This is a genomic window from Staphylococcus sp. HMSC061G12 (assembly GCF_001838465.1).
Taxonomy (GTDB): domain Bacteria; phylum Bacillota; class Bacilli; order Staphylococcales; family Staphylococcaceae; genus Staphylococcus; species Staphylococcus simulans.
This window is the reverse complement of the sequence record NZ_KV837057.1, coordinates 52,837-67,976: the sequence shown is the minus strand read 5'-3', so window position 1 is coordinate 67,976 and position 15,140 is coordinate 52,837. Positions and strand designations below refer to the sequence as shown.

15 protein-coding genes are annotated in these 15,140 nt (G+C 35.8%); 14 read left to right on the top strand and 1 reads right to left on the bottom strand.

All coding sequences use genetic code 11. The annotated features are described in order from the left end of the window. Both HMPREF2937_RS13655 and ypdA read left to right on the top strand, forming a co-directional pair. The coding region (locus HMPREF2937_RS13655) for a LysM peptidoglycan-binding domain-containing protein (RefSeq protein ID WP_180364618.1) at nt 1-1,035 on the top strand (1,035 nt) is incomplete at its 5' end. A 153-nt stretch (nt 1,036-1,188) separates the two neighbouring features. Next, complete coding sequence (ypdA, locus tag HMPREF2937_RS04735; RefSeq protein ID WP_002480984.1) at nt 1,189-2,175, top strand: bacillithiol disulfide reductase YpdA; 987 nt, start codon at nt 1,189-1,191, stop codon at nt 2,173-2,175. Between the two features lie 61 nt (nt 2,176-2,236). On the opposite strand, the gene HMPREF2937_RS04730 is transcribed toward ypdA, so the two are convergent. Then, entirely contained in the window at nt 2,237-3,211 is a 975-nt protein-coding gene (locus HMPREF2937_RS04730) for an asparaginase (RefSeq protein ID WP_070864126.1), read from the bottom strand. A gap of 78 nt (nt 3,212-3,289) precedes the next feature. On the opposite strand from HMPREF2937_RS04730, the gene cmk reads away from it, so the two are divergent. The 12 genes from cmk to aroA all read left to right on the top strand — a co-directional run bounded on the left by cmk (nt 3,290) and on the right by aroA (nt 15,131). Then, entirely contained in the window at nt 3,290-3,961 is a 672-nt protein-coding gene (cmk, locus tag HMPREF2937_RS04725) for a (d)CMP kinase (protein ID WP_023015186.1), read from the top strand. A gap of 292 nt (nt 3,962-4,253) precedes the next feature. After that, nucleotides 4,254-5,444: a 30S ribosomal protein S1 gene (gene rpsA / locus HMPREF2937_RS04720; RefSeq protein WP_070864125.1), complete on the top strand. Its 1,191-nt coding sequence runs from the start codon at nt 4,254-4,256 to the stop codon at nt 5,442-5,444. 150 nt (nt 5,445-5,594) lie between these two features. Further along, nucleotides 5,595-6,905, top strand: a complete 1,311-nt coding sequence (gene der, locus HMPREF2937_RS04715) for a ribosome biogenesis GTPase Der (protein ID WP_002480980.1) — start codon at nt 5,595-5,597, stop codon at nt 6,903-6,905. Between the two features lie 19 nt (nt 6,906-6,924). Beyond that, nucleotides 6,925-7,923 (top strand): NAD(P)H-dependent glycerol-3-phosphate dehydrogenase, encoded by a 999-nt coding sequence (locus HMPREF2937_RS04710; RefSeq protein ID WP_023015188.1) that lies wholly within the window; start codon nt 6,925-6,927, stop codon nt 7,921-7,923. A 169-nt stretch (nt 7,924-8,092) separates the two neighbouring features. Then, entirely contained in the window at nt 8,093-8,365 is a 273-nt protein-coding gene (locus HMPREF2937_RS04705; protein WP_002480978.1) for an HU family DNA-binding protein, read from the top strand. 179 nt (nt 8,366-8,544) lie between these two features. Next, the gene (locus HMPREF2937_RS04700; RefSeq protein WP_002480975.1) at nt 8,545-9,102 is read left to right on the top strand and encodes a hypothetical protein; all 558 of its coding nucleotides are present in this window, start codon (nt 8,545-8,547) and stop codon (nt 9,100-9,102) included. Between the two features lie 16 nt (nt 9,103-9,118). Then, the gene (locus HMPREF2937_RS04695) at nt 9,119-9,844 is read left to right on the top strand and encodes a demethylmenaquinone methyltransferase (protein ID WP_023015189.1); all 726 of its coding nucleotides are present in this window, start codon (nt 9,119-9,121) and stop codon (nt 9,842-9,844) included. A 1-nt stretch (nt 9,845) separates the two neighbouring features. Continuing rightward, entirely contained in the window at nt 9,846-10,802 is a 957-nt protein-coding gene (locus HMPREF2937_RS04690; RefSeq protein ID WP_070864124.1) for a polyprenyl synthetase family protein, read from the top strand. Nucleotides 10,803-10,907: 105 nt separating this feature from the next. Next, nucleotides 10,908-11,357, top strand: a complete 450-nt coding sequence (gene ndk / locus HMPREF2937_RS04685; protein ID WP_002480972.1) for a nucleoside-diphosphate kinase — start codon at nt 10,908-10,910, stop codon at nt 11,355-11,357. Between the two features lie 205 nt (nt 11,358-11,562). Next, nucleotides 11,563-12,729, top strand: a complete 1,167-nt coding sequence (gene aroC / locus HMPREF2937_RS04680) for a chorismate synthase (protein WP_023015191.1) — start codon at nt 11,563-11,565, stop codon at nt 12,727-12,729. Between the two features lie 17 nt (nt 12,730-12,746). Then, nucleotides 12,747-13,823, top strand: a complete 1,077-nt coding sequence (gene aroB / locus HMPREF2937_RS04675) for a 3-dehydroquinate synthase (RefSeq protein ID WP_070864123.1) — start codon at nt 12,747-12,749, stop codon at nt 13,821-13,823. 9 nt (nt 13,824-13,832) lie between these two features. After that, the gene (gene aroA / locus HMPREF2937_RS04670) at nt 13,833-15,131 is read left to right on the top strand and encodes a 3-phosphoshikimate 1-carboxyvinyltransferase (RefSeq protein WP_070864122.1); all 1,299 of its coding nucleotides are present in this window, start codon (nt 13,833-13,835) and stop codon (nt 15,129-15,131) included. Nucleotides 15,132-15,140 lie beyond the last annotated feature (9 nt).

The window sequence follows — 15,140 nt, the reverse complement described above, 5'->3', positions numbered from 1 at the left end:
GTAGCTGGAGGCGCTGCTGCTGGTAAAGCCGCTCAAAAACATTCTGATAAGAAAAAGGCCGAAAAACAAAAAGCTGATGAACAACCTAAAGAGAAAGACACTGCGAAAAAAGACAACTCTGGTAAAAAAGCTGCAGCTGCCGGTGCGGCTGGTGTAGCTGGAGGCGCTGCTGCTGGTAAAGCTGCTCAAAAACATTCTGATAAGAAAAAAGATGAAAAACAAAAAACTGAAGAGCAACCTAAAGAGAAAGACACAACAAAAAAAGACAACTCTGGTAAAAAAGCTGCAGCTGCCGGTGCAGCCGGTGTAGCTGGAGGCGCTGCTGCAAGCAAATCAGCGCATGCAGGTTCTGGAAACGGAGGCGCAGGTAATGGCGGTTCTGGCAATGGTGGTTCCGGAAACGGCAGTGCTGGCAATGACGGAGAACCGCCTAAAAAGAATAAAGGCGGATTAAAAAAATTACTTCCTTTACTTTTAGGCTTATTATTAATCGCAGCTATCGCAATTTTTGCTGGTTTAGCATTAACAGAACAAGGCAGTCATAAAGCACAAGACGACAACAAAGTTGCACAAAAATCGGATAAAGACAAAAATAAAGATGCAGCTAAAGATAAAAATGAAGATAAAGATAAAAAAGCAGCAGACAAAAACAAAGATAAAAAATCTGATAAAGCAAAACACGATCATTCTAAACATCATGCCGCTTCAGATTCAGAAGCAACTGACGAATCACAAGCACAAGATCAAGACCAAAATGCTTATAATCAACAACAAAACGCTGCACAAAACCAAAACGGTCAATATAATCAAAATCAGCAAGGTCAACAAAACAATCAATACAACCAAAACCAACAAGCACAACAACATAATCAAGGTGGCCAAACACATACAGTATATGGTAAAGAAAACTTATATAGAATTGCAATCCAATACTATGGTGAAGGTACACCAGAAAATGTTGAAAAAATCAAACGTGCAAATGGTTTAAGCAACAATAATATTTCAAATGGACAACAACTAGTTATTCCACAATAATGATATTAGCCTCACTACAAAATGGTAGTGGGGTTTTTTCTTTCATTAATGCTTCACAATTTCTAATCTTTCTTAGATGAAAAAAGATGAATACCTTTTAAAAATTTGTATGACTGATATAATATTAGGGGTGTGAAGAAGGAGGTCAACTGTATGCAAACAGTAGAAAGTATCATTATCGGCGGCGGACCTTGTGGGTTAAGTGCTGCGATTGAACAAAAGAAAAAAGGAATTGAAACATTAGTAATAGAAAAAGGGAATGTTGTAGAGTCTATTTATAATTACCCTACGCATCAAACATTCTTTTCTTCTAGTGATAAATTAAGTATCGGCGATGTACCATTCATCGTTGAAGAGTATAAACCAAGAAGAAATCAAGCGTTGGTGTACTATAGAGAAGTTGTTAAGTATCATCAATTAAATATTCATGCATTTGAAGAAGTGCTTACAGTTAAAAAAATGGGTAAACGCTTCACAATTACAACAACTAAAGATACGTATCAATGTCGTTTCTTAACTGTTGCGACAGGCTATTACGGTCAACATAACGAATTGGAAGTAGAGGGTGCTAAATTGCCAAAAGTCTTCCATTACTTCAAAGAAGCACATCCTTATTTTGACCAAAACGTTGTGATTATTGGAGGTAAAAACTCAGCAGTTGATGCGGCGCTTGAACTAGAAAAAGCAGGTGCAAATGTGACAGTACTTTACCGTGGCTCAGATTATTCATCAGCAATCAAACCATGGATTTTACCTAACTTCGAATCATTAGTAAGACATGAAAAAATCGATATGCATTTTAATGCAAACGTGACTAAGATTGATGAGGATAGCCTAACATTTGAACAAGAAGGCGAATCTTATACAATTCCTAACGATTATGTCTTTGCGATGATCGGTTATCATCCAGACTATGACTTCTTACAAACGATTGGTATCGATATTAATACAAATGAATTCGGTACTGCACCTGTGTATGATAGAGAAACCTACGAAACAAATGTAGAAAATTGCTATATTGCAGGTGTTATTGCAGCTGGTAATGATGCAAATACTATTTTCATTGAAAATGGCAAGTTCCACGGTGGCATTATTGCACAAAATATTGTTGCTAAAAAACAAACACCGCTTGAATCTTAATTCAATACTCAAAAAACCGAGAAACAGTACTAGCTGCTTCTCGGTTTTTAGTTATATCCAATTATACTTGTGCATCAAAGTATGCTTTAAGTTGTTCTTTATCATAATGATTGCTCATCGCAACAAGGAGCTTAAGACGTGCTTTTTGACCATTCAAACCGTTTGAAAAGATGACGCCTCTTTGTGCTAAATCGTATCCGCCGCCTTCGTAAGCATAGATAGGACCAACAATACCGTTAAATGATCTTGATACCAGGATTACAGGAATACCTTTATCTAAACAAGCCATTAATCCTTTTAAAGCAGTAGGGGGTAAATTACCTTGTCCAAGGGCTTCAACTACAATACCGTCAACTGCTCTTTTACTGTAAAACAAGAAAATATCACTCGGCATATCCATATAAGCTTTAACAATAGGTACATCTAATTTCGGATTGATTTTATCTAAAATTTTATGTCTGTATGGTTTATGGTGAAACTGTACACTCGTTTTTGTTAATACACCTAATGGTCCATGGTTAGGACTTTGGAAAGTATTCGTATTTGATGTATGTGTTTTAGTTACATTTCGCGCAGTGTGAATTTCATCATTAAATACAACCATTACACCTTTATCAGATGAATCATCTGAAGCAGCCACACGAAGTGCTGAAATGAAATTATACAATCCATCTGAACCGATTTCGTTAGAGGAGCGCATTGCACCTGTGATTACAATAGGTTTGTCAGTTTGTGTAATTAAATCTAATAAGTATGCTGTTTCTTCTAAAGTATCTGTACCATGTGTAATTACAAAACCATCGTATTGATCATGCTTGCTGTTTTCTTCAATAACATCCCTGAGCTTAACAACATCTGCAATTGTCACATGGGGAGACGGCAGATTAATAGGGTTAATCTCAGTAACGTCTGCATATTGTTTGATAATATCATGGTGCTTTGAAATGGGATTTTCTTCATTTTCTACTACTTTATTGCTTTCATCTTCAGACATACTGATTGTACCACCGGTATGCATGACTAAAATCTTTTTCAATGTCATCGCTCCTATCTCTATAATACGTTTTTATGATAAAATAAATATGAATAAACGACAAGGGAAGGTTTTCTAGATATGAGTTTAATTAATATAGCTATTGATGGCCCTGCAGCAGCGGGCAAGAGTACCATTGCACGAAAGGTTGCTGAAAGCCATTCTATGATCTATGTAGATACAGGCGCGATGTATCGTGCAATTACCTATAAATATTTAAAAGAAGGTAAACCAGAAGACTTTCAATCTCTTATTGAAAATGTAACATTAAAATTGGTTTATGATGATGTGAAAGGTCAACGTGTGTTGTTAAACGATGAAGATATTACAGATTTCTTACGTTCTAACGAAGTCACACAAAATGTTTCTTACGTAGCATCTAAAGAACCAGTTAGAACATTTGCGGTTGAAGTACAGCAACAATTAGCTGCTGAGAAAGGGATTGTGATGGATGGACGTGACATTGGCACAGTAGTGTTACCAGATGCTGAATTAAAAGTATATATGATTGCATCTGTTGATGAACGTGCTGAACGCAGACAAAAAGAAAATGAAGCAAGCGGAATTCCTTCCTCTTTAGATCAATTAAAAAAAGAAATCAAAGCACGTGATGAATACGACATGTCTCGTGAAATATCTCCATTACGTCAAGCAGATGATGCAATTACTGTGAACACAACTGGAAAATCTATCGAAGAAGTAGCTGAAGTAATTAATCAACTTATCAGCGAAACACAAAACAAGCAGTCATAATTTCAGATGTTAGGCTGATGTTAATTATATTAATTTGATTATAAAAATTCATAATCATTCTATGGCGATGCTAACAGATTCAAATAATTATGCCATACTGTGAATAATAAATGAGTTTTTGTGGTATATATTATAGTGAGAATAAATACGTACATTGGAACGTAAAAATAATACTTTTTTACTGCAGAACTTGAGAGAATTCTTCACTTTTTGTGAATAGAGGTGAATTTCTTGACAATTCTGTCAGTTTGTAAGATGTTATAATTATGTAGTGTACAAGGAGGCATACAAGATGACTGAAGAATTCAATGAATCAATGATTAATGAAATTAAAGAAGGAGATAAAATCTCTGGACAAGTCCAAAAAGTCGAAGAAAAACAAGTGATTGTTGATGTCGACGGTGGCAAATTTAGCGGTATTGTACCGATTAGTCAATTATCTACTCATCATATTGATAGCCCAAATGAGGTTGTCAAAGAAGGAGATGCGGTAGAAGCTTATGTGACTAAGGTAGAAAATGACGAAGAAAATGAAACAGGTGCATATATCCTTTCAATTCGTCAATTAGAACAAGAGAAGTCTTATCAATATTTACAAGAGAAACAAGAAAATAACGAAATTATCGAAGCAAAAGTAACTGAAGTCGTTAAAGGCGGTTTAGTTGTAGACGTAGGACAAAGAGGGTTTGTCCCAGCTTCATTAATTTCTACTGATTTCATTGAAGACTTTTCAAGCTTTGATGGACAAGTTTTAGAACTACGTGTTGAAGAACTTGATCCAGAAAATAATCGCGTCATCCTTAGCCGTAAAGCAGTTGAACAAGAGCGTAATGAAGCTAAAAAAGCTGAATTACTAGAATCTCTTAATGAAGGCGATGTAATTGAAGGTACAATCGCACGTTTAACTAACTTTGGTGCTTTCGTAGATATCGGCGGTGTTGATGGTTTAGTTCACGTATCTGAACTTTCTCACGAACACGTTGATAAACCGGAAGACGTTGTTTCAGTGGGCGAAAAAGTTAAAGTAAAAATAAAATCTGTTGAAAGAGACTCAGAAAGAATCTCACTTTCAATTAAAGATACTTTACCAAGCCCATTCGAAAGTATTAAAGGTGAAATCCATGCGGATTCAGTAATTGAAGGTCGCGTGGTAAGATTAACTGACTTCGGCGCATTTGTAGAAATTGCTGCTGGCGTTCAAGGACTTGTTCATATTTCAGAAATCAGTCGCAAACATATCGCTAAACCTAGCGATGTACTAGCACCTAACCAAACAGTTACTGTGAAAGTACTAAGCGTTGATGAAGAAAATGAAAGAATTTCACTTTCTATCAAAGCAGCTGTACCAGCTGAAGAAGAAGTACTTCAAATCGACGATGACGAATCACGTGACTATGTTGAAGGTAAACATGAAGAAGAAGACAATGATAACCCAACATTAGGTGAAATGTTCGGCGACAAATTGAAAAACCTTAAATTTTAATAAGTAATTCGCTAACATCAGTCAAGACTGTAGTAAGTGTCCTAACTTCACACTTTACAGTCTTGACTTTTTTATTGCCTAAATTTCTTTTGCTTTAAATAAGCCATGTGATAAAATTAACTAGATATATGAAAGAGAGGAAGTTAGCTTATGACTAAACCTGTTATTGCTATTGTAGGTCGACCGAATGTCGGTAAATCCACAATATTCAATAGAATTGTCGGAGAGCGTGTATCGATTGTTGAAGATACACCCGGCGTTACAAGAGACCGCATCTATTCTAGCGGTGAATGGTTGACACATGACTTCAATATCATTGATACAGGCGGTATTGAATTATCTGATGCACCATTCCAAACACAAATCAGAGCACAAGCTGAAGTCGCAATTGATGAAGCAGATGTTATTATTTTCATGGTTAACCAACGTGAAGGATTAACACAAACTGACGAAATGATTGCGCAGATGCTTTATAAAACAAATAAACCTGTCGTTTTAGCTGTCAACAAAGTTGATAATCCAGAAATGAGAGCAGACATTTATGATTTCTATGCACTTGGTTTCGGAGAACCATTCCCAATTTCAGGTTCACATGGACTTGGTTTAGGGGATTTGTTAGATGAAGTAGCTAAACACTTCAAAGATGAAGGCGACGATCTTTATGATGAAGACACTATCAGATTATCTTTAATCGGACGTCCTAATGTTGGTAAATCCAGCTTAGTCAATGCAATTCTTGGGGAAGATCGTGTTATTGTTTCTAATATCGCCGGAACAACACGCGATGCCATTGACACAGAATATTCTTATGAAGGACAAGATTATGTCTTAATTGATACAGCAGGTATGCGTAAAAAAGGTAAAGTATATGAATCAACAGAGAAATACTCTGTATTACGCGCATTAAAGGCCATAGAGCGCTCTAATGTCGTACTTGTTGTCTTAGATGCTGAAGAAGGTATTATTGAACAAGACAAGCGTGTTGCAGGCTATGCACACGAAGAGGGTAAAGCTATTGTTATAGTAGTAAATAAATGGGATACGCTTGAAAAAGACAGTAAAACCATGAAAAAATTCGAAGACGAAGTTCGTAAAAACTTCCAATTCTTAGATTATGCACCAATCGCATTTGTTTCTGCGAAAGAAAAACAACGTTTACGTACATTGTTCCCATTAATCAATGAAGCGAGCGAAAACCATAAAAAACGTGTTCAAAGCTCAACATTGAATGAAGTCATCACAGATGCTATCGCAATGAATCCAACACCGACTGATAAAGGTCGCAGATTAAAAGTGTTCTATGCAACACAAGTTGCTATTGAACCACCAACATTTGTGGTATTTGTTAACGATGAAGAACTAATGCACTTCTCATATAAACGCTACTTAGAAAATCAGATTCGAGATGCATTTGGTTTCGAAGGAACACCAATCAAAATAATTCCAAGAAAACGAAATTAGTATTGAAAGGATGAAGTATATGAGTAAGGTTGCCGTTTTTGGTATGGGCAGTTTTGGTACAGCATTAGCGAATGTACTCGCACAAAACGGTCACGAGGTCTTAATGTGGGGTAAAAATAAACAAAGCATTGAGGAAATCAATACTTATCATACAAATTCACGCTATCTAAACGAAGCTAAATTAGAAGAGACAATTAAAGCCACTTCTGATTTAGAAGAAGCTGTCAATTTTTCAGATACGTATCTGATTGCACTACCAACAAAAGCTATTAGAGAAGTAGTTAAACAAATCGATGAGAAATTAGATTCGAAAAAAGTGTTTATCCATGTCGCAAAAGGAATTGAAAACTCAACATTCGAACGTGTATCAGAAATGATTGAAGATTCTGTTGCGCCAGAACATAATGGCGGTGTTGCTGTATTATCTGGACCAAGTCACGCGGAAGAGGTAGTTATTCAACAACCAACAACTGTTGCAGCTTCTTCTAAAGACCCAGAAATCAGTAAATTAACACAAGATTTATTTATGAATGAATATCTGCGTGTATACACGAATAACGATTTGGTCGGCGTAGAATTAGGAGGCGCTTTAAAAAACATTATTGCCGTGGCTAGTGGTATTGTAGCTGGTATGGGGTTCGGCGATAATGCTAAAGCAGCCTTAATGACACGTGGATTAGCTGAAATCAGCAGATTAGGGGAAGCACTTGGCGCAGATCCGATGACGTTTTTAGGTCTCGGCGGTATCGGGGACCTAATTGTAACTTGTACTTCAACGCATTCAAGAAACTATACACTTGGGTATAAAATCGGCCAAGGTAAAACAGTAGAAGAAGCACTTTCAGAAATGAACATGGTTGCTGAAGGGTTCTATACAACTGAATCTGTGCATAATTTAGCTAAAGAAAAACACATTGATATGCCGATAACATCTGCATTATATGGCGTATTGTTTGAAAATGTGCCATTAGAGAAAAGTTTAAAATTATTAATGGATAGAGACAAAAAGTCAGAATAGAAATTAAATTAATTTACTATTATTGTATATTTACACATAGGTGGCTAAAAAACCTTATAAATCGCGGTTTTATGCTTATAAATAATTGCGATAGTAAGAGCCGTTGTGTTAAAGTCATAGCATAATGATATTAAGTTATCATTAGCAAACCCTTGGGAGGTGACTCATAATGAACAAAACAGACTTAATTAATGCTGTTGCAGAACAAGCTGAATTAACTAAAAAAGAAGCTGGTTTAGCAGTTGATGCTGTATTCGAATCAATTCAAAACTCACTATCAAACGGTGAAAAAGTACAATTGATTGGTTTCGGTAACTTTGAAGTTCGCGAACGTGCAGCCCGTAAAGGTCGCAACCCGCAAACTGGTAAAGAAATCGACATCCCAGCAAGCAAAGTTCCAGCATTCAAAGCTGGTAAAGCTTTAAAAGATGCAGTTAAATAATGAATTCAATACTTAACAGAAAAGCCCTTTTCGGGGCTTTTCTTTTTATTACATACTTTTACATTGAATTACTTTTACGACTGAAATTGCTAGATATTGCAAGCAGTTGAACAAAAGTGATTTTATTTTTCTATATATAATGTTAAGATGATTATTGATTAATAACGTGAGGTGCAGACATGGATTCAACATTAAGTACATTAAAAAACCAAATAGATCGTAAGCTTAATGGTATACATAGTCATGAACCAATTCAGTATAATCATCAATTGGCTCATGTACTTGATGCGCAAGATATTTTGCCTGACGCAAAATTAGCATGCCTCGCAATTGATACATCCATGAGTCATCTTGATTCAATCACGAGTAGTCATCTTTCTAAAAATGCGATTCTGATAGGAGATTTGATCAGTGCACATTTTTATACGTTGACAGCATCTATCAATGATTCAGAATATCTAGAAGCTATGAGCAATGCAATCATTAAAGTAAACGAATTAAAAACCGCTTTGCATTACAAAACGCTTTCTCATGACGCGATAAAAGACGCAGTTCGATATATTGAAACTATTTTCCCTGCAATTACCATCCAGCATTTCAATCCAAATGTTGAATTAAGCAACGCAAAAGATAGTTTAATTCAATACGCTTCAGAAAATTATCCAGCGTATCTTAAAGATTATAGTGAAACAGAACTCGAAGCTATTTTTAATGAATTGCGCAGTAATATAAAATAAAGTAGAGGTAATATATATGGCTAAAAATAAAGCAGATAAAGAAAAAGTGCACAAAGTCTTTCAAAACATTTCCACTAAGTATGATCGACTCAATAATATTATCAGTTTTGAACAGCACAAAGTATGGCGTAAACGCGTCATGAAATCAATGCAAGTTAAACCTGGCAGCAAAGCATTAGATGTTTGTTGCGGTACAGCGGACTGGACAATTTCATTAAGCAAGGCTGTCGGTCCTACAGGTGAAGTCATTGGTCTAGATTTCAGTGAAAACATGTTAAAAGTTGGAGAAGAAAAGACTAAAAATATGGCTAACATTCAACTTGTACAAGGCGATGCCATGGAATTACCTTTTGATGATAATGAATTCGATTACGTAACAATTGGTTTCGGATTAAGAAATATTCCTGATTACGTCATTGCACTTAAAGAAATGAACCGTGTTTTAAAACCAGGTGGCATGGTGGTCTGCTTAGAAACAAGCCAACCTACAATCCCAGTTTTCAAACAACTTTATCAATTATACTTTAAATTTGTTATGCCGATTTTCGGTAAGTTTTTCGCTAAATCTAAAGAAGAATATGAATGGCTTCAACAGTCAGCTTTCAACTTCCCAGATCGTGATGAACTTAAAGCGCTGTTCCAATTAGCAGGCTTCAGAGATATTGAAGTTAAAAGTTTCACTGGCGGAGTTGCCGCAATGCATTTAGGGTATAAGGAAAAAGAAACAGCAAAAGGTGATTAATGTGGATAAGCTGAACATTAATAGAGAAGTTAAAAAAATTGAAAGACAACTGAAGGACACAATAAAAAGCAATAATGTTGTATTAGAAGAGGCGGCACACCATTTACTTTCATCAGGCGGTAAACGTGTGCGTCCGTCTTTTGTTATTTTAAGCAGTGAATATGGGGATTCACCTAGAAACAAAGATACTTATAAGATTGCTGTTTCGTTAGAATTGATTCATATGGCAACTTTAGTGCATGACGATGTGATTGATAAAAGTGATAAACGCAGAGGCCGTATGACTATCAGTAAAAAATGGGATCAAGATACAGCGATATTAACAGGGAATTACTTATTAGCTTTAGCTTTAAAACACATTGCATCAATTGAAGACAAAAGAATACATACAATTTTATCACATGCTATTGTAGATGTATGTCGGGGGGAACTCTTCCAATTCCAAGATCAATTCAACTCAAACCAACCTGTTACAAATTATTTACGTCGAATTAACCGCAAAACAGCTTTGTTGATTCAATTAGCGACAGAACTAGGTGCATTATCTGCACATGCAGATACTAAAACGGCTAATAAAATGAAAAGAATCGGACATTATATTGGAATGAGTTTTCAGATTGTCGATGATATTCTAGACTTTACAAGTACTGAGAAACAACTAGGTAAACCAGTTGGCAGCGACTTAATGAATGGTCATATAACGTTACCAGTGCTATTAGAAATCAGAAATAATCCATCATTTAAACAAAAGATTGATGCATTACAACCAAATAGCTCAAAAGAAGAATTTATTTATTGTGTTAATTATATTAGACAATCTGATAGCATCGACCAATCTAAGCAAGTGAGTCGTCATTATTTACAAAAAGCAGTACGTTTGTTAGATGAATTAGAAGAAAACACAGCTACAACATGGTTTAAAAAGCTAATTAAGCGTATGGAATCTAGAAATGTATAAAAAACAATCACAAAATATTGAAAGCGCTTAAATAAACTGTTAAACTAAAAATGTATTTATTTAGATTCATAAAAATACACATCTATTTTCAGGAGGATTTGCGAAATGGAAAGAACTTTTCTAATGATTAAACCAGATGGTGTTCAACGTAATATCGTTGGAGAAATCATCACTCGTTTAGAGAAAAAAGGATTAAAACTCGTTGGCGGTAAATTTATGACTGTTTCCAAAGAATTAGCAGAAACACATTACGGTGAACATGCTGATAAACCATTCTACGAAGGTCTTGTTTCATTTATTACTTCAGCACCAGTATTTGCGATGGTAGTTGAAGGTGAAAATGTAGTAGAAGTAACAAGAAATATGATTGGTAAAACAAATCCAACTGAAGCAGCACCAGGTACTATCAGAGGTGACCTAGGCTTAACTGTAGGCAGAAATGTTATTCATGGTTCAGATTCTCCAGAATCTGCGAAAAGAGAAATCAGCTTATGGTTCGAACCTAATGAACTAAGTGTTTACACAGCCAACAATGAAGAATGGTTATACGAATAATAATATAGAGTATACAAATTAAATTCATTTTATCCAATGTAAACCAGATTGAATTACTTATTCAGTCTGGTTTTATTTTTTACCCGCTACAATAGTCAGAAAAATTTTACAATTAAATCATTTTAATTGTTTCTGTCCATATTTCACGTGTGCTATGATAGTAGGTATACTTATTATTACTAATTTGAAATGGAGTGATTGCATAATGAGATTTTTAACTTCTGGAGAATCCCATGGACCGCAACTGACTGTAATTGTTGAGGGCGTTCCAGCTAATTTAGCTGTAACAGCTGAAGATATCAACGTAGAAATGTTTAAACGTCAAGGCGGTTATGGTCGTGGTCGTCGAATGAAAATTGAAAAAGATGCAGTAGAGATTGTTTCTGGTGTGCGTAATGGTTATACATTAGGAAGCCCAATTACTTTTGTAGTGACAAACGACGACTTTACACATTGGAGAAATATTATGGGTGTTGCTCCTATTTCTGAAGAAGAACAAGAACAAATGAAACGTAAAATTTCAAAACCAAGACCTGGTCATGCAGACCTTGTCGGCGGTATTAAATACAATCATCGTGATTTAAGAAACGTCTTAGAGCGTTCATCTGCAAGAGAAACAGCTGCGCGTGTAGCTGTCGGTGCCTTATGTAAAATTTTATTAAAACAATTAGGTATTGATATATATAGCCGTGTCGTTGAAATCGGTGGTATCAAAGATGACGCTGAATATGATTTGGAAACAATTAAATCTCATGAAGATAGTAATGATGTTCGTGTTATCAATGAAGAAAAAGCACAAGCAATCAGAGATAAAATCGATCAAGCTAAAAAAGACGGCGATTCACTTGGTGGTGTCGTACAAGTAATTGTTGATCATATGCCAGTCGGTGTCGGCAGTTATGTTCATTACGATCGTAAATTAGACGGCAGAATTGCTCAAGGAGTAGTCGGTATCAATGCCTTTAAAGGTGTAAGCTTCGGCGAAGGATTTAAAGCAGCCGAAAAACCAGGCAGTCAAATCCAAGATCCAATTCTTTATAATGAAGAAACAGGCTATACACGTGCTTCGAACCATCTCGGCGGTTTAGAAGGCGGAATGAGCAATGGTATGCCGATTGTAGTCAACGGTGTGATGAAGCCTATCCCAACTCTTTATAAACCATTAGCTTCTGTAGATATTGAAACAAAAGAGCCATTCAAAGCTACAATTGAACGTTCAGACAGCTGCGCCGTACCAGCAGCAAGTATCGTTTGTGAACATGCAGTAGCATTTGAAATTACGAAATCATTATTAGAAGAATTCCAATCAAACTATATGGAACAACTTCAAGCACAAGTAGAAGAACGCAGACAACGTAACATTGAATTTTAAAATCAAAGGTGATTAAGATGCAACTGATGACAACATATCAAGACAATAACTATCCTATTATTATTCAGAATGATGCAATGACTCATTTAAGTACTTTTTTGTCACAATACAGAGATGTCGCTTTCATTGTTGATAAAAATGTAGCAAGTTTTCACCCAACCAAAATAGAACAAGCAACTTCAGCTATCAAATCAAATCAGATTTCACATATGATTTCAGTAGAAGGAAACGAACAAACGAAGTCCTTTTCTGTTTATGAGTCTGTGCTCGAACAACTTTTAGAAACGGGAATCACGCGTAATACGTGTATAGTCGCTATCGGGGGCGGCGTGGTTGGAGACTTTGCCGGATTTGTAGCTGCAACATTATTACGTGGCGTAGATTTTATACAAGTACCAACAACCATTCTTGCACATGATTCAAGCGTTGGCGGTAAAGTAGGTATCAATACGCCTCAAGGTAAAAACTTAGTAGGTGCTTTCCATCGTCCTAAAGCTGTTATATATGACTTAGACTTTTTAACATCATTACCTTATGTTGAAATCAGCAGTGGCTATGCTGAAGTATATAAACACGCATTATTGAACGGCGAAAGTGCGCTAAGTGAAATTGAAGCAGCTTATCCAAATAAAACTGCATTATCAGAACTTAACCAATTAGATGATTTCTTACTTAAAGGTATTGAAACAAAACTGAATATCGTTGTTGCTGATGAACATGAACAAGGGAAACGCAAATTCTTAAATCTTGGTCATACCTTTGGACATGCGGTTGAATATCATGAGAAAATACCACATGGTCACGCAGTAATGATTGGTATCATTTATCAATTCATTGTTTCTAATCTCATTTTAGACACAAATTATGATATCCAACACTTCGTAGATTATATGCAAAAATTGGAATATCCGCTTAATGTTGTTTTAAATGCTGAATTCCAACCTTTATTAAATTTAATGTTAAAAGATAAGAAAAACGATCAAAATGGCGTTCAGATGGTGCTCTTGTCTGAAATTGGCAAACCAGTGGTGACACATGTTGATAATACTGTGCTCAAAAATGCATTTGAACAACTACAAAACCTGTTAAAGTGAGTGAAACTAATGAGTAAAACTGAAGAAATCAATGTTCAAGGTCCTTTACGCGGTGAAATAGAAGTACCTGGTGATAAATCTATGACACACCGTGCGATTATGTTAAGTTCATTAGCAGAAGGACAATCAACTATTTATAAACCTTTATTGGCAGAAGACTGCCTACGTACAATTCAAATATTTCGCCAACTTGGTGTTGAGTTTAAAGTTGAAGATGATAAAGTAATTGTAAATTCTCCAGGTTATCAAAAATTCGTTACACCGCATCAAACTTTGTATACGGGTAATTCAGGTACGACGACACGTATCATGGCTGGATTACTTAGTGGATTAGGAATTGATTCTGTATTATCTGGTGACGAATCTATCGGCAAACGACCTATGAACAGAGTCATTGATCCTTTAACTGAGATGGGCGCTGCAATTCGCGGTATTGATGGCAATTATACACCTTTAATTATCAATAAAGGACAAATTAAAGGCATCGATTATAAAATGCCAGTAGCAAGTGCACAAGTTAAAAGTGCCATTCTATTTGCGAGCTTATTTTCTGATGCGTCTTCTATAATCCACGAGATAGGTATTACACGCAACCACACGGAAACCATGTTTGCACATTATCAAATACCGATTAAAACTGATGGTATGACAATTGAAACGACACCACGTGCGATTGATTCTATTCAAGCAAGAGATTTTAAAGTGCCGGGTGATATTTCATCAGCTGCTTTCTTTATTGTTGCAGCATTAATTACACCAGACAGCGATATTACAATTCATAATGTAGGAATGAATGAGACACGTTCTGGTATTATAGATATAGTACAGAAAATGAATGCGAACATTGAAATTTTCAATGTGACTGAAGGGGCGGAACCTACAGCTTCTTTACGCATCAAATACACACCCGATTTAAAACCACTTGACATATCAGGTGAATTAATTACACGCTCAATCGATGAAATTCCAATCGTTGCTTTGTTATGTACACAAGCACAAGGTTCAAGCGTGATTAAAGATGCAGAAGAGTTAAAATACAAAGAAACGAATCGAATTGAAACAACTTCAGATGAACTCGGCTTACTCGGCTTTGAAGTTCATCCAACCAATGATGGTTTTGTGATTCATCCATCTACATTCGAACATGCAGCAGAGGTAAGTTCTTACACTGATCATCGCATTGGAATGACCTTGGCAATTGCGTCACTATTAGGAACTGAACCGCTTCACATCAAACGATTCGATTCAGTCAACACTTCATTCCCAGAATTCTTACCTTTACTTAAATCGATAGCACAGAAAGGATAATTTGAAAGT